At 58.4% G+C, this 25669-nt stretch carries 28 protein-coding genes; 13 read left to right on the top strand and 15 right to left on the bottom strand.

Translation table 11 applies throughout. The features are described from left to right. Positions 1–24: 24 nt before the first annotated feature. From maa to ACN28Q_RS13990, 5 genes are all read right to left on the bottom strand, one after another. On the bottom strand, positions 25–591 hold the full coding sequence (maa, locus tag ACN28Q_RS14010) for a maltose O-acetyltransferase (protein ID WP_095846893.1): 567 nt from the start codon (positions 589–591) through the stop codon (positions 25–27). Between the two features lie 97 nt (positions 592–688). Continuing rightward, the gene (locus ACN28Q_RS14005; protein WP_095846892.1) at positions 689–1042 is read right to left on the bottom strand and encodes an MmcQ/YjbR family DNA-binding protein; all 354 of its coding nucleotides are present in this window, start codon (positions 1040–1042) and stop codon (positions 689–691) included. Between the two features lie 3 nt (positions 1043–1045). Beyond that, positions 1046–1462, bottom strand: coding sequence for a secondary thiamine-phosphate synthase enzyme YjbQ (locus tag ACN28Q_RS14000; protein ID WP_095846891.1), 417 nt, complete (start codon positions 1460–1462; stop codon positions 1046–1048). Positions 1463–1682: 220 nt separating this feature from the next. Next, on the bottom strand, positions 1683–2876 hold the full coding sequence (locus ACN28Q_RS13995; RefSeq protein WP_095846890.1) for an amino acid aminotransferase: 1194 nt from the start codon (positions 2874–2876) through the stop codon (positions 1683–1685). A 70-nt stretch (positions 2877–2946) separates the two neighbouring features. Further along, positions 2947–3564: a YitT family protein gene (locus ACN28Q_RS13990; RefSeq protein ID WP_095846889.1), complete on the bottom strand. Its 618-nt coding sequence runs from the start codon at positions 3562–3564 to the stop codon at positions 2947–2949. A gap of 51 nt (positions 3565–3615) precedes the next feature. Here ACN28Q_RS13990 and ACN28Q_RS13985 point away from each other — a divergent pair, with 51 nt between their 5' ends. Then, positions 3616–3882 (top strand): hypothetical protein, encoded by a 267-nt coding sequence (locus ACN28Q_RS13985; RefSeq protein ID WP_131928981.1) that lies wholly within the window; start codon positions 3616–3618, stop codon positions 3880–3882. On the opposite strand, the gene ACN28Q_RS13980 is transcribed toward ACN28Q_RS13985, so the two are convergent. Next, positions 3848–4315: an Lrp/AsnC family transcriptional regulator gene (locus tag ACN28Q_RS13980; RefSeq protein ID WP_095846888.1), complete on the bottom strand. Its 468-nt coding sequence runs from the start codon at positions 4313–4315 to the stop codon at positions 3848–3850. The genes ACN28Q_RS13985 and ACN28Q_RS13980 overlap by 35 nt on opposite strands. Positions 4316–4789: 474 nt before the next feature. Between ACN28Q_RS13980 and ACN28Q_RS13975 the strand changes: the two genes are divergently transcribed. Beyond that, entirely contained in the window at positions 4790–5557 is a 768-nt protein-coding gene (locus tag ACN28Q_RS13975) for a transporter substrate-binding domain-containing protein (RefSeq protein ID WP_095846887.1), read from the top strand. 279 nt (positions 5558–5836) lie between these two features. Beyond that, positions 5837–6871: an L-rhamnose/proton symporter RhaT gene (gene rhaT, locus ACN28Q_RS13970; RefSeq protein ID WP_095846886.1), complete on the top strand. Its 1035-nt coding sequence runs from the start codon at positions 5837–5839 to the stop codon at positions 6869–6871. 3 nt (positions 6872–6874) lie between these two features. Here rhaT and rhaR read toward each other — a convergent pair whose 3' ends face one another. Next, complete coding sequence (gene rhaR, locus ACN28Q_RS13965; protein ID WP_095846885.1) at positions 6875–7762, bottom strand: HTH-type transcriptional activator RhaR; 888 nt, start codon at positions 7760–7762, stop codon at positions 6875–6877. Between the two features lie 296 nt (positions 7763–8058). Here rhaR and ACN28Q_RS13960 point away from each other — a divergent pair, with 296 nt between their 5' ends. Next, entirely contained in the window at positions 8059–9315 is a 1257-nt protein-coding gene (locus tag ACN28Q_RS13960) for a flavin-containing monooxygenase (protein WP_095846884.1), read from the top strand. A 145-nt stretch (positions 9316–9460) separates the two neighbouring features. Here the strand turns inward: ACN28Q_RS13960 and rhaS are convergent, their stop codons facing one another. Beyond that, positions 9461–10288, bottom strand: coding sequence for an HTH-type transcriptional activator RhaS (gene rhaS, locus ACN28Q_RS13955; RefSeq protein ID WP_095846883.1), 828 nt, complete (start codon positions 10286–10288; stop codon positions 9461–9463). A 303-nt stretch (positions 10289–10591) separates the two neighbouring features. Here rhaS and rhaB point away from each other — a divergent pair, with 303 nt between their 5' ends. Genes rhaB through rhaM form a run of 5 tightly spaced genes read left to right on the top strand, consistent with a single transcriptional unit; the run spans position 10592 to position 15621 of the window. Beyond that, a complete protein-coding gene (gene rhaB / locus ACN28Q_RS13950; RefSeq protein WP_095846882.1) occupies positions 10592–12064 on the top strand; it encodes a rhamnulokinase in 1473 nt (490 codons plus the stop codon). Beyond that, complete coding sequence (gene rhaA, locus ACN28Q_RS13945; RefSeq protein WP_095846881.1) at positions 12061–13317, top strand: L-rhamnose isomerase; 1257 nt, start codon at positions 12061–12063, stop codon at positions 13315–13317. Before rhaB ends, rhaA begins: the two co-directional genes overlap by 4 nt. A gap of 9 nt (positions 13318–13326) precedes the next feature. Further along, a complete protein-coding gene (gene rhaD / locus ACN28Q_RS13940) occupies positions 13327–14151 on the top strand; it encodes a rhamnulose-1-phosphate aldolase (protein WP_095846880.1) in 825 nt (274 codons plus the stop codon). A gap of 10 nt (positions 14152–14161) precedes the next feature. Then, on the top strand, positions 14162–15310 hold the full coding sequence (fucO, locus tag ACN28Q_RS13935) for a lactaldehyde reductase (RefSeq protein WP_095846879.1): 1149 nt from the start codon (positions 14162–14164) through the stop codon (positions 15308–15310). After that, entirely contained in the window at positions 15307–15621 is a 315-nt protein-coding gene (gene rhaM / locus ACN28Q_RS13930) for an L-rhamnose mutarotase (protein ID WP_095846878.1), read from the top strand. Before fucO ends, rhaM begins: the two co-directional genes overlap by 4 nt. A gap of 54 nt (positions 15622–15675) precedes the next feature. On the opposite strand, the gene alr is transcribed toward rhaM, so the two are convergent. Both alr and dnaB read right to left on the bottom strand, forming a co-directional pair. Next, positions 15676–16755: an alanine racemase gene (gene alr, locus ACN28Q_RS13925; RefSeq protein WP_095846877.1), complete on the bottom strand. Its 1080-nt coding sequence runs from the start codon at positions 16753–16755 to the stop codon at positions 15676–15678. 70 nt (positions 16756–16825) lie between these two features. Continuing rightward, positions 16826–18241, bottom strand: a complete 1416-nt coding sequence (gene dnaB / locus ACN28Q_RS13920) for a replicative DNA helicase (RefSeq protein ID WP_095846876.1) — start codon at positions 18239–18241, stop codon at positions 16826–16828. 112 nt (positions 18242–18353) lie between these two features. On the opposite strand from dnaB, the gene ACN28Q_RS13915 reads away from it, so the two are divergent. Next, a complete protein-coding gene (locus ACN28Q_RS13915) occupies positions 18354–19337 on the top strand; it encodes a quinone oxidoreductase (RefSeq protein WP_095846875.1) in 984 nt (327 codons plus the stop codon). A gap of 342 nt (positions 19338–19679) precedes the next feature. Here ACN28Q_RS13915 and pspG read toward each other — a convergent pair whose 3' ends face one another. Continuing rightward, positions 19680–19898, bottom strand: a complete 219-nt coding sequence (gene pspG, locus ACN28Q_RS13910; protein WP_095846874.1) for an envelope stress response protein PspG — start codon at positions 19896–19898, stop codon at positions 19680–19682. Between the two features lie 157 nt (positions 19899–20055). Further along, positions 20056–21105: a tRNA dihydrouridine(20/20a) synthase DusA gene (gene dusA, locus ACN28Q_RS13905; protein WP_095846873.1), complete on the bottom strand. Its 1050-nt coding sequence runs from the start codon at positions 21103–21105 to the stop codon at positions 20056–20058. A 365-nt stretch (positions 21106–21470) separates the two neighbouring features. Between dusA and ACN28Q_RS13900 the strand changes: the two genes are divergently transcribed. The 3 genes from ACN28Q_RS13900 to zur all read left to right on the top strand — a co-directional run bounded on the left by ACN28Q_RS13900 (position 21471) and on the right by zur (position 22902). Further along, positions 21471–21815: a type II toxin-antitoxin system RelE/ParE family toxin gene (locus ACN28Q_RS13900; protein ID WP_095846872.1), complete on the top strand. Its 345-nt coding sequence runs from the start codon at positions 21471–21473 to the stop codon at positions 21813–21815. A 1-nt stretch (position 21816) separates the two neighbouring features. Next, entirely contained in the window at positions 21817–22134 is a 318-nt protein-coding gene (locus ACN28Q_RS13895) for a helix-turn-helix domain-containing protein (RefSeq protein WP_095846871.1), read from the top strand. Between the two features lie 258 nt (positions 22135–22392). Further along, entirely contained in the window at positions 22393–22902 is a 510-nt protein-coding gene (gene zur, locus ACN28Q_RS13890) for a zinc uptake transcriptional repressor Zur (protein ID WP_095846870.1), read from the top strand. Positions 22903–22984: 82 nt separating this feature from the next. On the opposite strand, the gene ACN28Q_RS13885 is transcribed toward zur, so the two are convergent. The 3 genes from ACN28Q_RS13885 to lexA form a co-directional block, all read right to left on the bottom strand. Then, positions 22985–23194 (bottom strand): CsbD family protein, encoded by a 210-nt coding sequence (locus tag ACN28Q_RS13885; RefSeq protein WP_095846869.1) that lies wholly within the window; start codon positions 23192–23194, stop codon positions 22985–22987. A gap of 291 nt (positions 23195–23485) precedes the next feature. Then, positions 23486–24835: an MATE family efflux transporter DinF gene (dinF, locus tag ACN28Q_RS13880; protein ID WP_095846868.1), complete on the bottom strand. Its 1350-nt coding sequence runs from the start codon at positions 24833–24835 to the stop codon at positions 23486–23488. A 93-nt stretch (positions 24836–24928) separates the two neighbouring features. Further along, complete coding sequence (gene lexA, locus ACN28Q_RS13875; protein ID WP_095846867.1) at positions 24929–25537, bottom strand: transcriptional repressor LexA; 609 nt, start codon at positions 25535–25537, stop codon at positions 24929–24931. Positions 25538–25669 lie beyond the last annotated feature (132 nt).

The following is a 25669-nucleotide window of genomic DNA, read 5'->3' as shown; positions in this document are numbered from 1 at the left end:
TCAGGCGCCCCTCCGGGCGCCTGTTTACTGTTGCGGCAGCATTTTCAGCAGCCGGGCGGGGTTGCCGCCCACCACGCAGTTGGCCGGCACGTCTTTGGTCACCACCGCGCCGGAAGCCACCACCGCGTTATCGCCAATCGTGACACCAGGGTTGATCACCGCCCGGCCGCCAATCCACACGTTATTGCCAATGGTCACCGGCTTGCCATACTCCACCCCGCGTGCGCGCAGCTCCGGCTCTAACGGATGCGTGGCAGTGTAAATATGCACGCCCGGCGCCAGCAGGCAGTTGTCGCCGATGCGCACTTCGCACACGTCCAGCATGACGCAATCGAAGTTGACGTAGATGTTGCTGCCCAGATAGATGTTGTAGCCATAGTCGCAGCGAAAGTTCGGTTCGATGGTTCCGCCCTGGAACCGCCCCAGCAGCTCCGCCAACCATTGCGCACGCAGTGCGCCCTCATCCGGCGCCGAGTGATTGAAGTGATGTAGTAGTTGGCGCGCCCGCATGCGCTCGAGGCGCAGCTGTTCGTCCTCGGCATTGTAAAATTCACCGGCCAACATGTTGCGTTTTTCGTCACCGATCGCCATGCTAGAAGCATCCCTTGTTAATGTTGTTTAGCCGAATGACCAAGCGGCGCGCCGCCATCGATCATGATGCCGTCGCCGCACGACGGCAAGACACCGCTTAGGCACGCAACGTCTGGCGCACCTGTTCCGGTAACCCCGCCAGCACTAGCTGATATGAACTGTCGATCAAGGTATAAAACTGCGAATTGGGCAGCTCGCCATCGAGAAACACTGCGTTCCAGTGCGCTTTATTCAGGTGCTCGCACGGCACGATCTCCGGGTGCAGCTCACGCAGGTTTTCCGCCAGTTCCGGGCTGCTTTTTACTGCCAACGCCGGGCGCCCGTCCACTTCCCATACCATGGCGAACATCACATCCCCAACCTTGATCTGGCTGGCCTGCCATTGGGGCTGTTCGCTTTGCTGCGCGCCCGGCTTGGCCATACAGTATTCCAGCAGTGCTGAGTGGTTCATTGGTTATTCCCCTTGTAACGTGGCCACGACGCGGCGTGCGCCGCTGTGGTTACGGTGTTCCCCCAGCCAGATCCCCTGCCATGTTCCCAGCATCAACCGCCCGTGGCTGACGGGCAAAGACAGCGACACGCCCAGCAGCGAAGATTTGATGTGGGCAGGCATATCGTCCGGCCCTTCATAGTCGTGTTGATAGGGCGCATCTTCCGGCACGTGGCGCAGAAAGTGCTGTTCCATATCGAACCGCACGGTGGGATCGCAGTTCTCGTTAAGCGTCAGCGAGGCTGAGGTATGCTGCAACAACAGGTGCAGCAGGCCGATTTTCACGCGATGCAAATGGGTTAGCTGGTCGGTGATTTCTTCCGTGACCAGATGAAAACCACGCGCTTTTGCGCTGAGGATAAGCGTTTGCTGATGCCACATAACTGAGCTCCCTCAATCAGTATATTATTTATCCAATCGGCGACAACTCTGGCCGCCGCCCCCTGTAAGCGATATCCCATTATTGTGCGTGAAAGCGCATGGCATGCTGCTTGTCTGGCCCGGTTTCACGCATTGCGACGGCATATCAGCGAAAAAAAAGGACGATATCGCTATCGTCCTTTCTCAAATAACAGCGAACCGCAGTTCACCCTAACAGCATTTACTGCACGGCGGCAAATGCCTCCGCCACCAAGTGCACGTTGTTATGGTTCAGGCCGGCCACGCACATACGGCCGCTGTGGATCAGATAAACGCCGAATTCATCACGCAGGCGATCGACCTGCGCCGCGCTAAAGCCGGTGTAGCTGAACATACCACGCTGTTGCAGCAGGTAGTCGAAGTTGCGCTGCGGCAGCGCGCTTTTCAACGCATCGACCAAGGTATGACGCATCGCCAGAATACGCGCCCGCATGGCTTCCACTTCATCCAGCCACTGCTGCTTCAGGGCAGCATCTTGCAACACCGTCGCCACCACCTGCGCGCCAAACTTCGGCGGGCTGGAGTAGTTGCGGCGCACGGTGGCCTTCAGTTGGCCCAGCACACGGCCGGCCGCTTCGCTGCTTTCGCACACCACGGAAAGGCCGCCGACGCGTTCGCCATACAGCGAGAAGATTTTGGAAAACGAGTTGCTCACCAGGCACGGCAGGCCGGCGGCGGCCATTGCACGGATCGCGTAGGCATCTTGCTCCATACCGGCGCCAAAGCCCTGATATGCGATGTCCATGAAGGGGATCAGCTCACGTTCGGCCACCACCTGCACCACCGCATCCCACTGGGCGTTGGTCAGATCCGAACCGGTCGGGTTGTGGCAGCACGGGTGAAGCAGCACGATGCTCTTCGCCGGCAACTGTTTCAGCGCCGCCAGCATGGCGTCGAACTTCACGCCCAGGCTGGCGTTATCGAAATAAGGATAGGTATTCACCGTGAAACCGGCGCCGCTGAAAATGGCAACGTGGTTTTCCCAGGTCGGATCGCTCACCCACACCTGGGAATCCGGGAAATAGTGGTGCAGAAAATCCGCCCCGACCTTCAACGCGCCGGAACCGCCGACGGTCTGCACGGTGGCGATGCGGTTCTGCTGCAGCATTGGATGATCGGCGCCAAACAGCAACGGCTGGATAGCGCTGCGGTAGGCCGGCAGCCCTTCCATCGGCAGATATACCGAAGCGCCCTGTGGTGCCGCGTTCAGTTGCGCCTCCGCGTTGGCGACCGCCTGCAACTGCGGGATGATACCCTGCGCGTCATAGTACAGGCCGATACTCAGGTTCACCTTGCGCTCACGGGGATCCTGCTTGAAAGTTTCCATCAGCGACAGGATCGGATCTCCGGCATAGGCATCAACATTTTGGAACACGTAATGGCTCTCCTTGGTTCAGTGATTCGGCGGCGCTGGTTACCACTCGCCGGCCGCGCACAATCGCTATCTAGTGGACATAGCGGCCAGGCCGGTGGTTCATGGCGATAATCAAATTCAGCACCAGTGCGCCCAATATAGACGCAATCAGCATGGGAATACTCACCACGAATAATGAGGCCAGCACGATGACCACATCAACCCCCATCTGCAGTTTGCCGGCGCGCAGGCCGTATTTGTCCTGCAGGTAGAGCGCCAGGATGTTGACGCCGCCCAGGCTGGCCTTGTGGCGAAACAATACAATAAACCCTAATCCCATAATCACGCTACCGAATACCGTCGCGTAAAACGGCTGCAGGCGGTCAAAATGGATAAAGTAGGGGTGCAAATCGGAAAAGATCGACACCAGCGCCACCGAACAGAACGTTTTCACGGTAAAGGCCCAGCCCATGCGGCGGATCGCCAGCCAGTAAAACGGCAGGTTCAGCAGGAAAAAGACCACGCCGAAAGACAGCGGCGTCAGGTAGCTAATCAAGAAGGCCATGCCCGCGGTACCGCCGGTCAACGCGCCGACTTGCCGCAATAAAATAACGCCGAACGACACCATCAGAGTGCCGATAATGATCGCCAGCACATCTTCCAACCAACTATGCGAAAGGTTTTCTTCAGGGGTAATGCAGTTATCCATGGGGTAATTACTCTACGTCAGGAAGTCATCATCGCCCGGCACTGCGGGCTTATGGCGTTGAATAATGCAAGAAATGCACCATGGGAGAGAAGGCTGACCGGCAAGGCGGTAGTTAACTTAGCTAATGCGCTGTTTTCCCTCAAGAAGAAAATGCACGATATACGCACAAAAAAGGCATATCACGCACAACAAAACCGATTATGGACAATAACAGGCGCAAAAAAGCAAGATGTTCCCTATTTTGGTGCATTGCGCCCCAAAATAGGTCGCCCTGCGCGGCAGATTAACGCGCCACCGGCAGCAGGCCGTTTTCTTTAATGCGGTTAAGCACCACCGCGGTTTTCACATGCCCAACGCTGCTGTGGGTCAATAGGGTTTTGCTGATAAAATCGCTCAACGCGGCCAGATCGGCCACGGCCACCTTCAGCAGATAGTCGGCGTCGCCGGTGGTCTTGTAAGCATCCAGCACCGCGTCCGCCTGCTCCAGCAGCTCATGAAAGCTGTCCACCCGCTCATGCCCGTGGTGTGTCAGGCTGACTTCGATCAGCCCCACCATGCCAAGCCCCACCGCTTCTGGCGCCAGGCGGGCATGGTAACCGCGAATCAGTTGCGCCTGCTCCAGGCTGATACGCCGCCGTGAACACTGGGAGGCGGACAACCCCACCAGATCGCTTAGTTCCTGATTGGTCAAACGGCCGTTGGCCTGTAACAGCGTCAGGATTTTCATATCAAAATCATCAATGTTGTACATAGCCACCCATAAACTGTGTTAAGAAATATCGACGCTATCCCCAAAATCATTCGAGTTGCAGGGCAAAACGCTACCGGCGTTTTCAACAGCGCGGGAGCTGGTAACGGCGCCCGGCAGCGGCCCCGTTGGGGCAAGCCCAAAGATGGGCCCAATCCAGCAGCAACTTGACGTATGATGGAGATATCAGACTATCAGTTTTTTTGCCGTTGTAGTCCCCCTGGCGCCGAAAAGGCGGGATACAACAGCAAACGGCCCATTGATGGCATAAATAACGGCTAATGCCGATAAATCAACAACAATTAACGGCTATGTAGTACTTTTATACCCAAAATAATTCGAGTTGCAGGCAGGCGGCTTTGCTGCGAACCCCCAGGAGCTTACTCCAGTAAGTGACTGGGGTGAGTAAGGAAAGCCAACACACCTGCAACTTGAAGTATGACGGGTATAGCCATGCATTTGTAACAAGGGAACTCCATGAAAAGAATACTGCCTCTTGCCCTGCTGCTCGCCGCCGGGAGCGCCAGCGCCCAATCGCGCCTGGACAAAGTTCTGCAACAAAAAACGCTGGATGTGTGCACCACCGGCGACTACAAACCCTATACCTTCCTGAAGGACGACGGCAGCTATGAAGGGATCGACATCGCGATGGCCGAATCGCTGGCCAACAGCCTGGGCGCCAAAGTGAAGTGGGTGAAAACCACCTGGAAAAACCTGATGACGGACTTTGTCGCCGGCAAATGCGATATCGCCATGGGCGGGATTTCCGTCACGCTGGAACGGCAAAAACGGGTGTTTTTCGCCGAAAAATTGGATGTGGACGGCAAAATCCCACTGGTACGCTGTACGGATGTGAAGAAATACCGCACCGTCGAGCAAATCAATAAACCCGGCGTGCGCCTGATCGAGCCGGCGGGCGGCACCAACGAGGCCTTCGTGCATGCCTACCTGCCGAAAGCGGATTTAACGCTGTCCCACGACAACATGGGGATTTTCCAGCAGTTGGTGGATCGCAAGGCGGACGTGATGATCACCGATGCCTCCGAAGCCCTGTATCAGCAAAAACACTACCCCAAGCTGTGCGCCGTGAACCCGGATCAGCCGATGCAGTATGGCGAAAAGGCCTATATGCTGCCGCGTGACGACATGAGCTGGAAGCTGTATGTCGATCAGTGGCTGCACCTGGCGAAAGCCACCGGGGAATACCAGCACGTGCTCGATCAGTGGCTGGCCGCGAAGAAATAAACCGCCGTTAACCATGCCCGATAAGCAGCGGCGGGTAGCCTGGCCGCCGCTGCCGTAACACCGCTCGCCCTTGCCTGACCACCCGCCCCCACGGCTTAGCGCCGCCCTACACGCCAAAAACGGCAAACTGTGATCGCCATCCTTCCCATCCACTGAATTTTGCCAGCTTTATGCCACCGGCGGCATTGCGCCGAAGGTCGGCCTGTTGCCACCCCCATAGACTCATGGCTATTGGGGGAAGCGCTATCCCCCGCCAACTCAAAAAATGAGGAGTGAAAAATGAGTGACGCAATAACCATGGGGATAGTTTGGCACTTGATCGGGGCAGCCAGCGCCGCTTGCTTTTATGCTCCGTTCAAAAAAGTGCGGAATTGGTCGTGGGAAACCATGTGGTCGCTGGGCGGGATGGTTTCATGGTTGATCCTCCCTTGGGCGGTCAGCATCGCGCTGCTGCCCAATTTCTGGGCTTATTACGGTTCGTTCAGCCTGTCGACCCTGCTGCCGGTATTCCTGTTCGGCGCCATGTGGGGGATCGGCAATATCAACTATGGCCTGACCATGCGCTATCTCGGCATGTCGATGGGCATCGGTATCGCCATCGGTATCACGCTGATCGTCGGCACCCTGATGACGCCGATCCTGAACGGCAAAATTGACGTCCTGATCGGAACGCCGGGCGGCAGGATGACGCTGCTTGGCGTCTTTGTCGCGCTGATCGGCGTGGGCATCGTCACCCGGGCCGGGCAGTTGAAAGAGCGCAAAATGGGCATTCAGGCGGAAGAGTTCAACCTGAAAAAGGGCCTGCTGCTGGCCGTCATGTGCGGTATCTTCTCCGCCGGGATGTCATTCGCCATGGATGCCGCCAAGCCGATGCATGAAGCGGCAGCGGCGCTGGGCGTTGATCCGTTATACGTGGCGCTGCCAAGCTATGTGGTGATCATGGGCGGCGGCGCGCTGATTAACCTTGGCTTCTGCTTTATCCGCCTGGCCAGGGTAAAAACGCTGTCGCTCAAGGCCGATTTTTCCATCGCCAGGCCGCTTATCATCAGCAACCTGCTGTTTTCCGCGCTCGGCGGCCTGATGTGGTACCTGCAATTCTTCTTTTACGCCTGGGGCCACGCCAAAATCCCGGCCCAGTATGATTACGTCAGTTGGATGCTGCACATGAGCTTCTACGTGCTGTGCGGCGGCCTGGTGGGGCTGGTGCTGAAGGAGTGGAAAAACGTTGGCCGCCGCCCGGTGGGTGTGCTGAGCCTTGGCTGCATCGTGATTATTCTGGCCGCCAACATCGTTGGCCTGGGTATGGCGAACTAAGCGCTAGCACAGTGAACCGGAACGCGCGCGCGCTTTCTCCCGTTCCGTGGCGGCACCGAACCGTTGCCGCCATAGCCGCGGCGTCATCCCGGTTTCCCGCGTGAATACCACCGAAAAGTAGTTGCTGTCTTCAAAACCGCAGCGGGCGGCAATATCGCTGATCAGCATGTCGCTATGGCGCAGCAGATGCTGCGCCTGGCAGATACGCAACTGGCGCAGATACTGGTTGACCGTCATCCCGGTTTGCTGGCGGAACAGTTCCCGCAGCGGGCGCTCGGCGAGCTGTTGGCGCTGGCAAAATTGCTGCAGATTGAACGGCCGGGCCAGGCTGTTGCCGAGCGTAGCCAACAGCAGATCAATACCTTCGCCCTTTTCTAAGCCGCTGGCGCTCGCCGGCTGGTAGCGATGGCGGCGCAGAATGATGGCAAGCTGCAAAAACAGGCTTTCCGCCAAACAGTAGGACAGTTGATCGCGCTTTTGGCTCTCATGTTCAAGCTGGCCAATCACCTGGCGCGCCTGCGCCATGCCGTGGCTGCTGAGCCGCCAGTGCGGGCTGCAGCCCGGCGGCTGGCGCTGCTGCAACAGTTCCCCCCAATCGACGTTCAACTTCAGCCGTTCCGGGCAGTAGATAATATTATGCAGCATCAGCTTATCAACGGACTCATAGCTGTGGCGGTCCTCCGCCCGGATATAGAACAAATCGCCGCAGGTTATCCGGTACGGCCGGTCGTTCAGGGTGTGCAGGCCGTTGCCGCGCCAGATCAGCACGACTTCGCAAAACTCATGGGTGTGTTCGGCAAATACATTCTGCGGATAACGGTCGGCCACCGCCACCGGCTGGGTGGCAGTAGCGAAGAAATCGTCTTTTTTGAGGATTAACTGATCGGCCACAGCGCTGCCTCATGAAAAAAAACCATCAGCAAATATCCGCTTTTCTGGCGAAAAAAACGGTGACGGTTCCCGCATTATTGCTTGCCAATGGCGATCCTTGCGCTATCGCCTATTGCGTGGCCCCACGGGTAACGAACAATTAGCGCCGGTCAAGGGAATTACGGTGGCAGAGCATTTAAATTATATGTTTAGTAACCAGATTTATAATATTTTACCGGGGTAAGTCTGTTCAATAGTCTGAGTGTCTACGCAGTCGGTGAATTTTCTCTCTCCTACGCGCTTCAAAGGACACAGACATGACAGACGAAATCATCAAAACCGATACGCTTATCGTGGGTGGCGGCCAGGCCGGCATTGCGATGAGCGAGCACCTGACAACGCTGAACATCCCGCATCTGGTATTAGAAAAAAACCGGGTTGCCGAAGCCTGGCGCAGCGGGCGTTGGGACTCGCTGGTCGCCAATGGCCCGGCCTGGCATGACCGTTTTCCCGGCATGCAATTTAAAGGCATGGGCCAAGACGATTTTGTGCCGAAAGATCGGGTCGCCGACTATTTGGCCGATTATGCTGAAAAGTACCAGGCGCCCATTCGCACCGGCGTTGAAGTCAAACACGCCGCACGTAACCCGGGCCGCCCCGGCTTCCGCGTTGAAACCACGGCGGGGATCATTGAAGCAACCCGCATCGTCGCGGCCACCGGGCCGTTCCAGCGCCCGGTGATCCCCGTGGTCGCCCCCGAGGATGCGCGCCTGCTGCAAATGCATTCCGCCCATTACAAGAACCCCGGGCAGTTGCCGGAGGGGGCCGTGCTGGTTGTCGGGGCGGGTTCATCCGGCGTGCAAATTGCTGATGAACTGCAACGCGCCGGTAAAAAGGTCTATCTTTCGATCGGCGCTCACGATCGCCCGCCGCGCGCCTACCGTAACCGTGACTTTTGCTGGTGGTTAGGCGTTCTTGGCCTGTGGGATGCAACGGTAAACCAACCGGGTAAAGAGCACGTGACGATTGCGGTCAGCGGCGCACGCGGCGGCCATACCGTGGATTTCCGCGCGCTGGCAAATCAGGGCGTGCACCTGGTCGGCCTGACCAAAAGTTTCCACAACGGCGTGGTGACGTTTCAGCCGGATCTGAGCGAGAACATCAAAAACGGGGACCAGAATTATTTGTCGCTGCTGGATGCCGCCGACGAATATATTGCCCGCAATGGTTTGGTTCTTCCTGAAGAGCCGCAGGCGCGTAAATTTTTACCCGATCCGCCCTGTATGACCCACCCCACGTTACAGCTGGATTTAGCCGCCGCCGGGGTTACCACCATTATTTGGGCGACCGGTTACAAGACGGATTACAGCTGGCTCGACGTGAATGCTTTCGATGAAAACAACAACCCCAAACATCAACGCGGCGTATCAAGTGAACCCGGCGTGTATTTCCTGGGGCTGCCCTGGTTATCGCGCCGTGGCTCGGCGTTTATTTGGGGCGTATGGCATGACGCCAAATATATCGCCGACCATATAGCGACGCAGCAAAAATACAGCGCCTATCAATGCGGCTAAACCGCGCCGATGCCAGGCTGTGTCCCGCAATAGCGAGACGCAGCCTAATCAGTGAATGTTTGATGACGGCCGCAACGGATAACGGAGCGGCTTTTTTTATCGGCGGATTCACGGGGAAGCTGATTGACCATGCCGACGGCGGCCTTCAGGCGTTGATCCCCTGGCGTATCGTCCGTGGCGAGCAGGAGAACTCCCGCTTGAACAGGGTGGAAAAATGGTTGCTGTCGCTAAAACCGCATTGGAAGGCGATATCCGTCACGCTGTCATCGCTGTGGCGCAATAAATGGTGCGCTTTCATCAACCGCAGCCGGTTCAGGTAACGCTGGGGCGTGAGCCCGGTTTGCTGCTTCAACTGCCGGTGCAGGGTGCGCAATGACAGGCGAAAACGATCGGCGAGCTGCTCCCAGCACACTTCCTCGGCAAAATGCGCCTCCAGCCAGACGATCAGGTGGTTCAGCCGCCCCTCATCCCCTTCGCCGCACTCGGCCAGTGTGCTCTTGCGCAGCACCACCAGCAGTTGCATAAACAAAATCTCGCGCGCGGCGATGGCATGCGCCCCCGCATCATCCGCCAGGGTTTCAAAGCGATCAATCACCTGTTTGACCTGCTGCAACATGCACGGATTCACCCGCCAATGGGAAAGATAATTGCCGTCTTGCTCCTGCGGCAACAGCTTTTCCAGGCCGGTCAGAAAGTTGAACCCGTTCGGCGCCCGATACAGCACATTGGTCAGGCACAGGTTTTCCGTATGCTCGAACAGGTGCCGATCGCGGTCGCGCACAAAGCAGACGGAGCCGCCGCTGAGCGTATACGGCTGGCCATTGAAAACATGCGTACCGGTACCGTGCTCAACCACCACAATCTCATAAAAATCATGGTAATGCTCCGGAAACTCCGGCTGCGGCAAACGCGGTTCGATCGCCACCGACGCGTGTTCGGAAGGGAAAAAATCAACGCTGCGTAAAACGGTCATTGTCATCCCCACTCGGTTGTAACGTCGTTTGATAGTAGAGAACGATTCTCAACGCCACCTTCATTTTTTGACAAAAAAACGCGCAAATCCCGTGCATTTTTTAAGAAACACGGCGGAATCATTCAGAAATGCGACTGGCATCACAAGCAGTGCCGTTTGGGCACCAAATTACATTCTGTGAGCTTGCTCACACTCACCTTTTTCTCTTTGCCAACCGCCCCTTACGGATGTCAGTGGCATGAAGGTCGGCGCGCGGGGAACTTCTTAGACTGGTGGGCAATGAGACAAATAAGGACACCTACCATGACTCTCCGCCATAGTGTTGCCGTTGATTTGGGCGCCTCCAGTGGCCGCGTGATGCTGGCGCGTTACGACAACCGGGACCATAGCCTGGCCTTGTGTGAAGTTCACCGCTTTAAGAACGGGTTAAAGCGCATCGATGGCCACGACGTCTGGGACGTGGATGCGCTGGAAAGCGAAATTCGCTTCGGGCTGCAACAGGCCTGCGACCAGGCGCCCGCCATCGATTCCATCGGCATTGATACCTGGGGCGTCGACTATGTACTGATTGATAAACAAGGCCAGCGCGTTGGCCTGCCTATCGCTTACCGCGACGGCCGCACCGAGGGCGTCATGGCGCGCGCCCAGCAGGCATTGGGCCGCGAAGAGATCTACCGGCGCAGCGGCATCCAGTTTCTGCCGTTCAATACGCTCTACCAACTGCGCGCGCTGGCCGAACAACAGCCAGAACTGCTGGGCCAGGTGGCGCACGCGCTGCTGATGCCGGATTACCTCTATTACCGCCTGACCGGCAAGCTGAACTGGGAATACACCAACGCCACCACCACGCAAATGGTGAACATCAACACCGATAACTGGGATGAGCGCCTGCTGAACTGGGCGGGGGTGCCGCGCGAATGGCTGGGCACGCCCACCCACCCGGGCAACATTATCGGCCACTGGGTGTGCGCGCAGGGAAAACGCATTCCGGTGGTTTCCGTCGCCACGCACGATACCGCCAGCGCCGTGATCGCCGCTCCGCTGGCCAGCGACGATGCCGCTTATCTCTCGTCCGGGACCTGGTCACTGATGGGGTTTGAAAGCAAAACGCCCTATGTCGATGAACGCGCGCTGGCGGCCAATATCACTAACGAAGGCGGCGCGGAAGGGCGCTACCGGGTTTTGAAAAACATCATGGGCCTGTGGCTGCTGCAACGCATCGTTCAGGAGCAAGCGATCGACGATCTGCCGGATCTGATCCGCCAGGCGCAGGCCGCCCCCGCCTGCCGCGCGATCATCAACCCCAACGACGATCGCTTTATCAACCCGGCGAACATGAGCCAGGAGCTCCAGGCCGCCTGCCGCGAAAGCCGCCAGCCGGTGCCTGCCGGCGCCGGTGAACTGGCGCGCTGCATCTTCGACAGCCTGGCGCTGCTGTATGCGCAGGTGCTGCTGGAGCTTAGCGAGCTGCGCGGCCGGCCGTTCACCCGCCTGCATATCGTCGGCGGCGGCAGCCAGAACCACTTTCTTAACCAACTGTGCGCCGACGCCTGCGGCATCACGGTGATCGCCGGGCCGATCGAAGCCTCGACACTGGGCAACGTTGGCTGCCAGCTGATGGCGCTGGACGAAATCGCCGACGTCGATGCCTTCCGGGCGCTGATCGGCCGCAACAGCGAGCTGCAACAGTTCACCCCCGATTCAAATAGCGAAACTGCCCGCTTCGTCGCGCAGATTCTGCAAAATCGTCAATCACGTAAGGAGCTTTGCGCATGACTACACAAATCAATCAGGCCTGGGAGCTGGCAAAACAACGCTTTGCCGCCGTTGGCGTCGATGTCGAACAGGCCCTGCGCCAGCTCGATCGTTTACCGATCTCCATTCACTGCTGGCAGGGCGATGACGTGGCGGGCTTCGAGAACCCGGATGGCGAGTTGAGCGGCGGCATTCAGGCCACCGGCAACTACCCCGGCAAAGCGCGCACCGCCGGCGAACTGCGCGCCGATCTGGAACAGGCACTCAGCCTGATCCCCGGCCCCAAACGCCTGAACCTGCACGCCATTTATCTTGAAGCCGACACCCAGGTGCCGCGCAACGAAATCAAACCGGAGCACTTCACAAACTGGGTGGCATGGGCCAAGGCAAACCAACTGGGGCTGGACTTCAACCCATCGTGCTTCTCGCATCCGTTGAGCGCCGACGGCTTTACCCTGTCGCACGCCAACGATGAAATCCGCCAGTTCTGGATCGAACACTGCCAGGCCAGCCGCCGCGTCTCGGCCTATTTTGGCGAACAGTTGGGCACGCCGTCGGTGATGAATATCTGGATCCCGGACGGCATGAAAGACATTACCGTCGATCGCCTGGCGCCGCGCCAGCGCCTGCTGGCCGCGCTGGATGACGTGATCGCCGAAAAGCTCAACCCGGCGCACCATATCGACGCGGTGGAAAGCAAGCTGTTCGGCATCGGCGCGGAAAGCTACACCGTCGGCTCCAATGAGTTCTACTTCGGCTACGCCACCAGCCGCCAGACCGCGCTATGCCTGGATGCCGGCCACTTCCACCCGACCGAAGTGATTTCCGACAAGATCTCCAGCGCCATGCTGTATATCCCCCGCCTGCTGCTGCACGTCAGCCGCCCGGTGCGCTGGGACAGCGATCACGTGGTGCTGCTGGATGACGAAACCCAGGCCATCGCCAATGAAATCGTGCGCCACGATCTGTTCGACCGGGTGCATATCGGCCTTGATTTCTTCGATGCCTCCATCAACCGCATCGCCGCCTGGGTGATCGGCACCCGCAACATGCGAAAAGCCCTGCTGCGCGCGCTGCTGGAACCGACCGCACAACTGCGCCAATTGGAGCACGATGGGGATTACACCGCCCGCCTGGCGCTGCTGGAAGAGCAAAAATCCCTGCCGTGGCAGGCCGTGTGGGAAATGTACTGCCTGCGCAACGATACCCCGGCGGATGCCTCCTGGCTCGCCACCGTCCGCCGTTATGAACAACAAATTTTGGCCCAACGCTAAGGAACCCCTATGCAACGTATTCTCTCTTCATGGTTTGTTCAGGGCATGGTGAAAGCCACCAGCGATATGTGGCTGAAAGGCTGGGACGAGCGCAACGGCGGCAATGTCAGCCTGCGGCTGGATGCCGAAGATATCGCCCCCTACCGCGATGAATTTGCCGCCGAACCACGCTGCGTCGAACTGAGCCAGCCGGCGCCGGCGCTGGCCGGATGCTGGTTTATCGTTACCGGCTCCGGCAAGTTTTTCCGCAACGTGCAGCTCGATCCGGCAGATAGCCTGGCGCTGCTGCAAATCAACGACGACGGCATGGCCTACCACATTCACTGGGGGCTGGTGAACGGCGGCTTGCCAACCTCTGAACTGGCGGCGCATCTGCAATCCCACGCGGTGCGCAAACAACTCGCCGGCGGGGCGGACCGCGTCATCATGCACTGCCACGCCACCAACCTGATCGCCCTGAGCTACGTGCTGGAACTGGATAGCATCAGCTTCACCCGCAAGCTGTGGGAAGGCAGCACCGAATGCCTGGTGGTGTTCCCCGACGGTATAGGCATCGTGCCGTGGATGGTGCCGGGTACCGACGGCATCGGCGCCGCCACCGCAGAACAGATGCGCGCGCACAGCCTGGTGCTATGGCCGCATCACGGCATCTTCGCCACCGGCCCAACGCTGGATGAAGCGTTCGGCCTGATCGACACGGCGGAAAAATCCTCGGAAGTGCTGGTGAAAGTGATCGCCATGGGCGGCATGCGGCAAACCATCACCACCGAACAACTGATCGCCCTGGGCGAGCGTTTTGGCGTCACGCCGATGGCCGCCGCACTCAAGATATAAGGAACAGATCATGAGCTTTATGTTGGCACTACCGAAAATCAGCCTGCATGGCGCAGGCGCCATCGCCGATATGGTGAAACTGCTGGCGGGCAAACAATGGGGCAAGGCGTTGATCGTCACCGACGGCCAACTGGTACAGTTAGGGCTGCTGGACACGCTGTTCACCAACCTGGATAGCGCGCAGCTCCCCTATACCCTGTTCGACCGTGTGTTCCCCAACCCAACCGAAGAACTGGTGCAGCAGGGGCTGGCGGCCTACCGCGCCGCCAATTGCAGCTACATCATCGCCTTTGGCGGCGGCAGCCCGATCGACACCGCCAAAGCCATCAAAATCCTCACCGCCAACCCCGGCCCTTCCACCGCTTACGCTGGGGTGGGCAAAGTGGCCCATGCCGGCGTGCCGTTGGTGGCGATCAATACCACGGCGGGCACCGCCGCCGAGATGACCAGCAACGCGGTGATTATCGACAGCGGGCGCCAGGTCAAGGAGGTGATCATCGATCCGAATATTATTCCTGATATCGCGGTTGATGATCCCAGTGTCATGTTGGAGATCCCGGCCAGCGTCACCGCCGCCACCGGCATGGATGCGCTCACCCACGCGATTGAAGCCTATGTTTCCGTCGGCGCGCACCCGTTGACCGACGCCTCCGCGTTGGAGGCCATCCGCTTGATTTGCCAGTGGCTGCCGAAAGCGGTGGACGACGGGCACAATCTGCAGGCGCGTGAATACATGGCCTACGGCCAATATCTGGCGGGCATGGCGTTTAACAGCGCCGGCCTGGGGCTGGTGCACGCCCTGGCGCACCAGCCGGGCGCCACGCACAATCTGCCGCACGGCGTCTGCAACGCCATTTTGCTGCCGATCGTCGAAGCATTTAACCGGCCGCAGGCGGTGGCGCGCTTTGCGCGTATCGCCGAAGCGATGGGCGTGGATCGTCAGGGCATGAGCGACGAGCAGGCCAGCCAGCAGGCGATTGCCGCAATCCGCCAACTGTCGCGCCGCGTCGGCATTCCCGACGGGTTTCAACAGCTGGGGATATCGCAGGCCGATATTGAAAATTGGCTGGATAAGGCGCTGGCCGATCCGTGCGCGCCCTGCAACCCACGCAGCGCTTCCCGTGAAGAGGTGCGTGAGATGTACCTGGAGGCGCTATGATCCGCAAAGCCTTTGTGATGCAGGTGAACCCCGATGCGCATGAAGAATATCAGCGCCGCCATACGCCGATTTGGCCGGAACTGGCGGCGGTTCTTAAACAGCACGGTGCTCATCACTATGCTATTTATCTCGACGCCGATCGCCACCTGCTGTTTGCTACGGTAGAGATTGAGTCCGAGGCGCGCTGGGCCGCAGTGGCCGGCACCGAAGTGTGCCAGCGCTGGTGGGCGTCCATGTGTGCATTGATGCCGAGCAACCCGGACAACAGCCCGATCAGCCAGGAACTCAAAGCAGTGTTTTATCTGGAATAACGCGGGCAACGGTACCCGCGCTGCGCCGCCGGCCATACCGGCGGCAAGAAGGGTTTATTCGCCGAGGTATTGCGTCACCACGCGCGCCGTCAGTTTGGTGATCAGCTCATAGGCGCTGATGCCGGTAAAGGCGGCGATACGCTCAACCGGCAACGGTTTGCCCCACAGCAGCGCTTCATCCCCGACGCTGTCGGTGCTGTCTGGCCCCAGATCGACCGACATCATATCCATCGAAACCCGCCCGACGATCGGCACTTCTCGGCCGTTGATCCACACCGGCGTGCCGGAGGGGGCGCTGCGCGGGTAACCGTCGCCGTAGCCAATCGCCACCACGCCAAGCCGCGTGTCGCGCTCGCTCACCCAGGTGCCACCATAGCCCACCGGCTCGCCGGCCTTATGGCTGCGCACCGCAATCAGGCTGGAGGTCAGCGCCATCGCCGGCTGCAGGCCGAAGCTCTCGCCATAAGGCTCCGCCAGCGGCGAGACGCCGTACATAATAATCCCTGGGCGCACCCAGTCGTAGTGCGCCTGCGGCCAGAGCAGAATGCCGCCGGAGGCAGAGATAGACCGCAACCCCGGTTTATCTTGCGTGAACTGTTCAAAACAGGCGATTTGCTGCGGCGTTACGTCCAATTGCGGCTCGTCGGCGCGGCAAAAATGGCTCATCACGTTCACCGGTTGCGCCACGCTGCGGCAAGCGCACAGGCGCTGGTAGAAGGCTTCAGCCTGCTCAGGATGCACGCCCAGCCGATGCATGCCGGTATCCAGCTTCATCCACACCCGCAGCGGGCGCGGCAAGTCGGCCTGCTCCAGCGCGGCCAACTGCTCGTTGCTGTGCACGGCGGTTTCAATATTGTTGGCCGCCAGCAGCGGCAAGTCCTCGGCGGCGAAAAAGCCTTCCAGCAGCAGAATGGGTTTAACGATGCCGCCGGCGCGCAGCGTAAGCGCTTCGCTCAGGCGCGCCACGCCGTAGCAGTCTGCGTCTTGCAGGGTGTGTGCCGTATCCAGCAGGCCGTGGCCATAAGCGTTTGCTTTCACAACGGCGATCAGGCGGCTTTGTGGCGCCAAACGGCGCACCTGTTGCAGGTTGTGTCGCAGAGCGCGGCGGTCGATTACAGCGGTTGCCGCTTTCATTTCAGTTCCTTAAAGCCTGGGTTCAATAGGTGCCTGAAGGCACAAGGGCTATTGAGATCGGCTCGGTTAATTATTCTTCGTCATACTGTGGCCCAGCGTAATTATCAAAACGCGACCACTGGCCGTTAAAGGTAAGCCGCACGGAGCCGATCGGGCCGTTACGCTGCTTACCGATAATAATTTCAGCGATACCTTTCAGATCGCTGTTCTCGTGATAGACCTCATCACGGTAAATAAACATGATCAGGTCGGCGTCCTGCTCGATCGAGCCGGATTCACGCAGATCCGAGTTAACCGGGCGTTTATCGGCGCGCTGCTCCAGCGAGCGGTTAAGCTGCGACAGCGCCACCACCGGCACCTGCAGCTCTTTGGCCAGCGCCTTCAGCGAGCGGGAAATCTCGGCGATCTCCAGCGTACGGTTATCCGACAGGGACGGCACACGCATCAATTGCAGGTAGTCGATCATGATCAGGCTCAGGCCGTCATGCTCGCGGAAAATACGCCGCGCGCGGGAACGCACTTCGGTTGGCGTCAGGCCGGAAGAGTCATCGATATACATGTTGCGTTTTTCCAGCAGCAGCCCCATGGTGCTGGAAATGCGCGCCCAGTCCTCATCGTCAAGCTGGCCGGTACGAATCCGCGTCTGGTCCACACGCGATAGCGAAGCCAGCATACGCATCATAATCTGCTCGCCGGGCATCTCCAGGCTGAAAATCAGCACCGGTTTTTCCTGCAGCATGGCGGCGTTTTCACACAGGTTCATGGCGAAGGTGGTTTTACCCATCGACGGACGGGCCGCCACAATGATCAAATCTGATTTCTGCAGGCCGGCGGTTTTCTTGTTCAGATCGTTATAGCCGGTGTCCACCCCGGTCACGCCGTCATGCGGCGTCTGGTACAGCGATTCGATGCGCGACACCGTGGCTTCCAGGATCTGATCGATGCTTTTCGGCCCTTCGTCTTTATTGGCGCGGTTTTCAGCAATCTGGAACACGCGCGATTCCGCCAGATCGAGCAGATCCTCACTGCTGCGCCCCTGGGGATCATAACCGGCATCGGCGATCTCATTGGCAACCGAGATCATTTCCCGCACCACTGCGCGCTCGCGCACGATGTCTGCATAGGCCGCGATGTTGGCCGCGCTGGGGGTGTTTTTGGACAGTTCCGCCAGGTAGGCAAAGCCGCCGACGGAATCCAGCTCCCCTTTTTGCTCCAGAGATTCAGACAGGGTGATCAGATCGATCGGCTTGCTCATCTCCAGCAGGCGCTGCATCTCGGTGAAGATCAACCGGTGCGGGCGGCTAAAGAAATCGCCGGCCACCACGCGCTCGGCCACATTGTCCCAGCGCTCGTTGTCCAGCATCAAACCGCCCAACACGGATTGCTCCGCCTCCAGCGAATGCGGCGGCATCTTCAGCCCTTCCATCTGGCGATCGCGGGGTGCCTGGGCCTCGTAAGATTTGTTGGTGGGTTTCTTTCCTGCCATAGTGGGAATAAATTACCTGTTATCAAGTGACGACGCGTCAGTATACATAATGATAAATCCCCATGCCCCAACAATTGGGCCACGGGCTGAATAGGTTACCTGAGGAGCGATCATGGCTAAACGCATTCAATTCGCCGCGACCGGCGGGCCGGACGTGCTGCAATACGTTGATTTTACCCCGCGCGATCCTGCGGCGGGCGAAGTACAGATTGCCAACAAGGCGATCGGCATCAACTATATCGACACCTATGTGCGCAGCGGCCTGTATGCGCCGCCGCAGTTGCCGTCCGGGCTGGGCACCGAAGCGGCCGGCGTGGTCAGCAAAGTGGGCACCGGCGTCAGCGGCATCAAGCCCGGCGATCGGGTTGTGTATGCCCAGGCGCCGCTGGGCGCCTACAGCGAAATCCACAACGTGCCGGCCGCCAAAGTGGCGCTGCTGCCTGATGCGCTCAGCTTCGAACAGGGCGCGGCATCGTTCCTTAAAGGCCTGACGGTCCATTATCTGCTGCGCCAGACCCACGTGGTGCAGCCGGGCGAAATCTTTCTGTTCCATGCCGCCGCCGGCGGCGTTGGGCTGATCGCCTGCCAGTGGGCAAAAGCGTTGGGCGCCCGGCTGATCGGCAGCGTCGGTTCAGATGTCAAGGCCGAGCTGGCGCAGCAGGCCGGCGCCTGGGCCACCATTAACTACAACACCCAGGATATCGCCCAGCGCGTGGCGGAACTGACCGATGGCGCCAAAGTCGGCGTGGTGTATGACTCGGTGGGCAAAAATACCTGGTTGGCTTCGCTCAACAGCCTGAAACGCCGCGGGCTGATGGTCAGCTTTGGTAATGCCTCCGGCCCGGTGACCGGGGTGGATCTGGCGCTCCTGAACCAGAAAGGCTCGCTCTACGTGACGCGCCCTTCGCTGAACGGCTATGTGACGAACCGTGAAGAGCTGCAGGCAGCCAGCGATGCGCTGTTTGCGCAGATTAGCAGTGGGGCGATCAATGTGGATGTGCGCGATGAGCAGAAGTTTGCGCTGGGGGATGCGCAGCGGGCGCACCAGGTGTTAGAGAGCCGCGCAACGGTTGGTTCCAGTTTGCTGATCCCCTGAACGGCCGGCTGATTAAGCGCAGCAATAAAAATGCCAGCCAGGGATTAGCTGGCTGGCATTTTCCCACAAGGGGCTTTCTGTTTTTATTACTGCAGGGTTGTCGTAGGGGTGGAGCAGAGTCCGCCGGGAACGGGGGTTGCTTGTGCAACACGAATTATCGGTTTATTCCCAACGGTGATGAAATCATTCGCATCGGCGATTCGGCGGCTATCCTAGCAGCCCTTCAACATAAAAAACATGCTTACGTGCCGCTAAACTTCCAAGGTGTGATCTCTGCCGCATTCGGCCGGCATGAATCTCCCTCTTTTGAGGGAGTGCCTGATAATTCAACACAATGCCCGCTCAATAACGGCGTATCTGCGGCTTTTGCACCGCACGGTAGATCCACACGCAAACCACCGCCAGCACCAGCCACGGCAGCAGTTTGAACATCATGGCGAACAGGCCGCCGAGCAGCATAAACGCCGCGGCCGCAAACAGGGCGGCGATCACCCCCAGTAAAGAAACGCCGGTCACCAACAGCATGACGACGAAGCCAATGATAAAGAAAAGTTCCAACATGATTGCTCCTTGGCAAAACACGGTATCTCACCTGTCAGTTACAAGAAGCGTGCCAAGCCGCACGCAATGCTAACGGCTTGATTTTACGCGTAAGTGATATTCACTGCGGCCGCCAGCCGGGTGAAAATCGCCAACTGTTAGTCAGAACAATAGTGAATTACGCCACATCAGCCCGCGGTTGCCGTACCAGGCTCAGCGCCTGCTCGACCACTCGCGCATCCGCCCCCGGCTTATGGGCATTTTCGCTCAGGTGGCGGCGCCACTGCCGCGCGCCCGGCACGCCCTGGAACAGGCCCAGAATGTGACGGGTGATATGGCCGAGATAGGTACCGTTGGCCAGCTCACGCTCAATATAGGGATAAAGCGCCTCGACCACCGCCACGCTGTCGATTGCCGGCGTTTCGGCACCAAACAACTCGCGGTCCACCTGCGCCAGCACGCCTGGGTTTTGATAGGCTTCACGCCCCATCATCACGCCATCAACATGTTGCAGATGCTGCTGCGCTTCGGCCAGCGTTTTCACGCCGCCGTTAATGGCGATGGTCAGCGCCGGGAAGTCACGCTTGAGCTGATAGACCCGCGGGTAATCCAGCGGCGGCACTTCGCGGTTCTCTTTCGGGCTTAGCCCGGAAAGCCAGGCTTTCCGGGCATGAATAATAAACATCTCGCATTCGCCGCGCCCGGCCACCGTCGAAATAAAATCGCACAGGAAAGCGTAGCTGTCCTGATCGTCAATGCCGATGCGCGTCTTTACCGTCACCGGGATGGATACCGCATCACGCATCGCTTTCACGCAGTCCGCCACCAACGCCGCCTGGCCCATCAGGCAGGCGCCGAACATACCGTTCTGCACCCGATCGGACGGGCAACCCACGTTGAGGTTGATTTCATCATAGCCCCGCTGTTCAGCAAGCCTGGCGCAGTGCGCCAACGCCGCCGGATCGCTGCCGCCCAGTTGTAGCGCCAGCGGGTGTTCTTCCTGGTTGTACGCCAGATAGTCGCCTTTGCCATGGATAATGGCGCCGGTGGTGACCATTTCGGTGTACAGCAGCGCCTGCCTGGACAGCAGACGGTGGAAGTAACGGCAATGGCGATCGGTCCAGTCGAGCATCGGCGCGATGGAAAAACGGTGCGGCGGAAATTTAGCCGATTCTTCAGGCAGCACACGAGTTTGCACCGCGTTTTGCGATTCTTTATTTTGATGCATTTTTAAATTTTTCAGGGTGTTTTGGCATTCTTAGCCCCCAGTTCAAAGATGGGGTGCTGTGGAAAAGAATGGAATTTGACTTACTATAGCATAGGCAAGCGCCAGCGCGCAGAGGGTACATTGCGCTGCCGCCGCACCGTAGGCGCCAAGGGAAAAATCACCGCTATCGGGAAAACCGTTCACCCTGGAGGCAAAGCCGATGGTACTAAAAGTGACGGACTGAATATGCCGGTTGACTGCGACATCGCCAGTATCATCTCCACAAACGAATCAAATATATGCCTCTCCGTTCTTGACTACACATTGACCGTTAGCCATGTTAGATTATACCCAAATGGATATAATTCAACGCATGGATAACGCGGATGAAGCCACTATATTGGGTTGGCAGCAGCAAGAAAGACCTCCAGTCATTGCCCGAGGATGTACAGGATGTTTTCGGCTATGCCCTGCATCTGGCGCAGGCAGGCGGTAAACATGCCCAGGCCAAGCCACTGAAAGGGTTTGGCGGCGCTGGCGCGCTTGAGGTGGTTGAAGACTTTTTCAGTGATACTTATCGTGCGGTGTATACCGTTAAGTTCGGTGATGCCGTCTATGTTTTGCACGTATTCCAGAAAAAGTCTTCATCAGGGGTTGCCACACCGAAACCCGATATGGACAAAATCCGTGAACGGCTGAAAGCCGCAGAAAGCCATGCCAGAGGAGCATAATATGAGCCATGATATTGAAATCAGCAGCGGCAACGTTTATGCCGATATTGGCAGAGAAGACGCAGAGGAAATGCGGGTAAAAGCCCAGCTTGCCACCACCATTGGCAACATCATTAAAAGCCGTCGCCTGACACAGGAACAAGCTGCAAAACTGCTGGGAATGACGCAACCCAAGGTATCTAATATGCTGCGTGGGCAGTTCCGGGGCATCAGTGAAGCCAAAATGCTGGAATGCCTGACCCGCTTAGGGCGCGATGTGCAAATCGTGGTAGGAAAGCCGCGCCGGACACCGGGCAGCTTGACCGTAGTGTTTGCCTGATTCCCCAAATAGCCCGAAGATCGGGCTATGTGTTATGACAAGCAAAAACGGCGCATCGCCAACTACCCGTTCTGGATTGGCATTCTCCATTTTTTGAATCTGCAACAGCCAGATAAATCCGTTTTTTACTCGTCATCGTGTCGTAAATTACCCGCGCCCAGTGCAGTGCGAAACCTCACCCCGTGCAAACGCGCGCACCTCTCGGCTATTGCCCCTAAACATGGTAAAGTCGCCTTTTTACGTACCGGGATATTTGCCATGAACCCAACCAACCAGGAAAAGCTGCTCGCGCAGGCTGAGCACCTTTGCCAGCAACGCAATGTGCGCCTGACGCCGCAACGGCTGGAAGTGTTACGCCTGATGGCACAACAGCCCGGTGCCATCAGCGCCTATGATCTGTTGGATCTGCTACGGGTGGCCGAGCCGCAGGCCAAGCCGCCGACGGTGTACCGCGCACTGGATTTCCTGTTGGAGCAAGGCTTTATCCACCGGGTGGAGTCCACCAATAGCTATGTGCTGTGTCACCACTTTGAACAGCCGATGCATACTTCAGCGCTGTTTATCTGCGATCGCTGCGGGCAAGTGACCGAGCGCACGACCGACGGCATCGAAGAAACGCTGCAAAAGCTGGCGAAAGAGTCCGGCTTTGCCCTGCGCCACAGCGTGGTTGAAGCGCACGGCCTGTGCGTTGACTGCGTAGAGGTAGAAGCCTGTAAGCATCCGCATGATTGCGATCACGATCACAGCATTGTAGTGAAGAAGAAATAACCGGCGGGACGTACAGCGGGGAAATAACCAGGTACGTCCCTGTACCGTTTTAGATTGCCGTAAAGGTAAAACCTGGTGCCTGTTACCAGTGGAATTTGTTGCTGTCTTCCCAGGATTTGACTTCCTTTTCGGCCTGCTCTTTCTGGTAGCCGTAGCGTTCCTGAATTTTGCCGACCAGCTGTTCGCGCTTCCCTTCGATGACCGTCATATCGTCATCGGTCAGCTTGCCCCACTGTTCTTTGACCTTACCTCTAAACTGCTTCCAGTTACCGCCAGCTTGATCTTTGTTCATCATTTCTCTCCGTAACTAAAGTGAGTCAGTTTCAGATAATCCGGCTGGCCTAACTGACCAAAGTGAGTAACAGATTTTCCTCATCTGCACTGGATTAAGCCGTTGCCTAATCAGCCAGCCACATTACTAATATTAGCTATAGATTCTGGATTAAAAATAAAAGCCAGCAATAAACACCATAAATAAGCGATTTTTTAGTTAAAAACAACAACAAAACAACCCGATAACCAGGGTTTTCTTTACCCAGCAAGATGTAACATGATATTAACAAAAACCACAATGAATGGGAGGCTACTCCCTGGCCCGCTCGTGCGCAAACCAGGTGCCCTGCCGGTTATGGCGCAGCCAAAGCCACCCCAGCGTAATGCCACGCAGCATCTGGAACACGCACAGCGCCAGCCACAACGCATGGTTGCCGAGCAGCGGCAGAGTAAGCAACGCCAGCGCGTAGCCGGCGGCGGCAACCGCCATGCTATTACGCATTTCCGCGCCGCGGGTCGCGCCGATAAACATGCCATCCATCAGGTAGCACCACACGCTGACCAGCGGCAGCACCACCTGCCAGCCCAGGTAGTGGTTTGCCAGTTCACGCAGCGCCGGTAAGGAGGTCAGTGCGCCAACAATCTGTTGGCCAGCAACGGCGTAAATTGCCGCAAATCCCAGCGCGACCAGGCCCGCCTGCCGGCAGGCGGCGTGCCATACCTGATGCAGCTTGCGATCGTCGCGCGCGCCATAGGCATGGCCGGAGTGCACTTCCACCGCATAGGCAAAACCATCGAGCGCATAGGCAGTAAAGGTCAGCAGGTTCATCAGCACTGCGTTAACCGCCACCACTTCGCTGCCCAGCCGGGCGCCAAGAATGGTCAACGAGGCGAAGCACAACTGCAGCAGCAGGGAACGCAGCATGATATCCCGGTTCAGCGCCAGCAAACGGCCCAGGTTTCCCCGCCAGGCCTGGCGCAAGATCGGCAGTGAAATGCCCCGCCGCCTCATCACCCGCCAGGCGAGCCATAGCCCAAACAGCAGCATGGCATACTCGGACACCACCGTCGCCAGCGCAGCCCCTTGCACATTCCAGCCAAGCCCCATCACCAGCCACACATCCAGCACAATATTCAGCAGGTTGCCGGCGATCAGCAACAGCACCGGCGCACGCACGTACTGCACGCCGAGCAGCCACCCCAGCAGCACCATGTTGGCCAGCGCCGCCGGCGCACTTAACCAGCGGATATCCAAAAAGAGCCGCGCCTGCTGCAAGACTTCGCCATCGCCGCCGACAACCTGCAACGCCAGTCCGATCAGCGGCCGGCGCAGCAACAGTATCGCCAGGCCGACAATCCCGGCCAGCAGCAACGGCTGCACAAAGGCCTGGGCCAGCCGCTGCGCATCGCCGGCGCCCTGCGCCTGAGCCGCCAGCCCGGTAGTGCTCATGCGCAGGAATAAGAACAGCATGAACAGGAAGCTGGTGACCATCGCACCCACGGCGACGCCGCCAAGATAGCTGGGGCTGTCGAGGTGGCCGATCACCGCCGTATCGACCAAACCGAGCAACGGCACGGTAATGTTGGAAAAGATCATCGGCAACGCCAAACGCCACAGCGCTTTGTCGTTGTCACTAAAGAAGGCGGTAATCAAGCGCATAGCAACCTATTCCTGTGGCAGTGCGTATTGAAAAAGCAAGAAAGGCATCGCCCCTGGACAGGGGCGATTTACATCAGGGGGAAACGCAGGGGGTTAAATCCAGTCACCGTTGCGAATAACGCCGACGGCCAGCCCTTCAATGGTGAGGTTTTGCTCACGCAGATCGACGACGATCGGTTTGAATTCACTGTTTTCCGGCAGCAATTCAACCACGTTGCCGTGTTTTTTCAGGCGTTTGACGGTCACTTCATCTTCGATACGGGCCACCACGACCTGGCCGTTACGCACGTCCTGCGTTTTATGCACCGCCAGCAGATCGCCATCAAGGATACCGATGTCGCGCATCGACATCCCTTTTACCCGCAGCAGGAAATCGGCGTTGGGTTTGAACAGGGAAGGATCAACCTTGTAGTGCCCTTCGATATGCTGCTGCGCCAGCAGCGGCTCACCGGCGGCCACGCGGCCAATCAGCGGCAGGCCGTCTTCATCTTCCATCAGCAGGCGGATACCGCGCGAGGCGCCGGAGATGATCTCGATCACCCCTTTGCGCGCCAGCGCCTTCAGGTGCTCTTCAGCCGCATTCGGCGAGCGGAACCCCAGACGCAATGCGATCTCGGCACGCGTGGGCGGCATGCCCGTCTGCGAAATATGATCGCGAATCAGGTCATAGACCTCTTGCTGCCTGGTAGTTAGTGCTTTCATCCCGCCCCCTGTTTGTTTATACAGTTTTGCTGTGAGTATATACAGGTGCGGGGGGATTGGGAACCGCAGAATAAATAAAAATCAGGGAGTAGGCGCGCAAAACCGGCGAAAAACAGCCTAATGGCGGCGGCT

Origin of the sequence: Gibbsiella quercinecans (genome assembly GCF_002291425.1) — a bacterium.
GTDB classification, from domain to species: Bacteria; Pseudomonadota; Gammaproteobacteria; order Enterobacterales; family Enterobacteriaceae; genus Gibbsiella; species Gibbsiella quercinecans.
Note: the sequence above shows the minus strand (reverse complement) of the source record. Positions and strands in the feature narration are given on the sequence as shown.

Excerpts from the sequence above, each read along its gene's own strand:
- rhaM (WP_095846878.1), top strand. The coding sequence starts at position 15,307 with ATGATCCGCAAAGCCTTTGTGATGCAGGTGAACCCCGATGCGCATGAA.
- lexA (WP_095846867.1), bottom strand. The coding sequence starts at position 25,537 with ATGAAAGCACTAACTACCAGGCAGCAAGAGGTCTATGACCTGATTCGC.
- ACN28Q_RS13980 (WP_095846888.1), bottom strand. The coding sequence starts at position 4,315 with ATGTACAACATTGATGATTTTGATATGAAAATCCTGACGCTGTTACAG.
- ACN28Q_RS13900 (WP_095846872.1), top strand. The coding sequence starts at position 21,471 with ATGAAGCCACTATATTGGGTTGGCAGCAGCAAGAAAGACCTCCAGTCA.
- alr (WP_095846877.1), bottom strand. The coding sequence starts at position 16,755 with ATGAAAGCGGCAACCGCTGTAATCGACCGCCGCGCTCTGCGACACAAC.
- rhaD (WP_095846880.1), top strand. The coding sequence starts at position 13,327 with ATGCAACGTATTCTCTCTTCATGGTTTGTTCAGGGCATGGTGAAAGCC.
- rhaT (WP_095846886.1), top strand. The coding sequence starts at position 5,837 with ATGAGTGACGCAATAACCATGGGGATAGTTTGGCACTTGATCGGGGCA.
- ACN28Q_RS13985 (WP_131928981.1), top strand. The coding sequence starts at position 3,616 with ATGGCGTTGAATAATGCAAGAAATGCACCATGGGAGAGAAGGCTGACC.
- zur (WP_095846870.1), top strand. The coding sequence starts at position 22,393 with ATGAACCCAACCAACCAGGAAAAGCTGCTCGCGCAGGCTGAGCACCTT.
- dnaB (WP_095846876.1), bottom strand. The coding sequence starts at position 18,241 with ATGGCAGGAAAGAAACCCACCAACAAATCTTACGAGGCCCAGGCACCC.
- ACN28Q_RS13990 (WP_095846889.1), bottom strand. The coding sequence starts at position 3,564 with ATGGATAACTGCATTACCCCTGAAGAAAACCTTTCGCATAGTTGGTTG.
- ACN28Q_RS13895 (WP_095846871.1), top strand. The coding sequence starts at position 21,817 with ATGAGCCATGATATTGAAATCAGCAGCGGCAACGTTTATGCCGATATT.
- dusA (WP_095846873.1), bottom strand. The coding sequence starts at position 21,105 with ATGCATCAAAATAAAGAATCGCAAAACGCGGTGCAAACTCGTGTGCTG.
- rhaB (WP_095846882.1), top strand. The coding sequence starts at position 10,592 with ATGACTCTCCGCCATAGTGTTGCCGTTGATTTGGGCGCCTCCAGTGGC.
- dinF (WP_095846868.1), bottom strand. The coding sequence starts at position 24,835 with ATGCGCTTGATTACCGCCTTCTTTAGTGACAACGACAAAGCGCTGTGG.
- rhaS (WP_095846883.1), bottom strand. The coding sequence starts at position 10,288 with ATGACCGTTTTACGCAGCGTTGATTTTTTCCCTTCCGAACACGCGTCG.
- ACN28Q_RS14000 (WP_095846891.1), bottom strand. The coding sequence starts at position 1,462 with ATGTGGCATCAGCAAACGCTTATCCTCAGCGCAAAAGCGCGTGGTTTT.
- pspG (WP_095846874.1), bottom strand. The coding sequence starts at position 19,898 with ATGTTGGAACTTTTCTTTATCATTGGCTTCGTCGTCATGCTGTTGGTG.
- maa (WP_095846893.1), bottom strand. The coding sequence starts at position 591 with ATGGCGATCGGTGACGAAAAACGCAACATGTTGGCCGGTGAATTTTAC.
- ACN28Q_RS14005 (WP_095846892.1), bottom strand. The coding sequence starts at position 1,042 with ATGAACCACTCAGCACTGCTGGAATACTGTATGGCCAAGCCGGGCGCG.
- ACN28Q_RS13975 (WP_095846887.1), top strand. The coding sequence starts at position 4,790 with ATGAAAAGAATACTGCCTCTTGCCCTGCTGCTCGCCGCCGGGAGCGCC.
- ACN28Q_RS13885 (WP_095846869.1), bottom strand. The coding sequence starts at position 23,194 with ATGAACAAAGATCAAGCTGGCGGTAACTGGAAGCAGTTTAGAGGTAAG.
- fucO (WP_095846879.1), top strand. The coding sequence starts at position 14,162 with ATGAGCTTTATGTTGGCACTACCGAAAATCAGCCTGCATGGCGCAGGC.
- rhaA (WP_095846881.1), top strand. The coding sequence starts at position 12,061 with ATGACTACACAAATCAATCAGGCCTGGGAGCTGGCAAAACAACGCTTT.
- ACN28Q_RS13915 (WP_095846875.1), top strand. The coding sequence starts at position 18,354 with ATGGCTAAACGCATTCAATTCGCCGCGACCGGCGGGCCGGACGTGCTG.
- ACN28Q_RS13960 (WP_095846884.1), top strand. The coding sequence starts at position 8,059 with ATGACAGACGAAATCATCAAAACCGATACGCTTATCGTGGGTGGCGGC.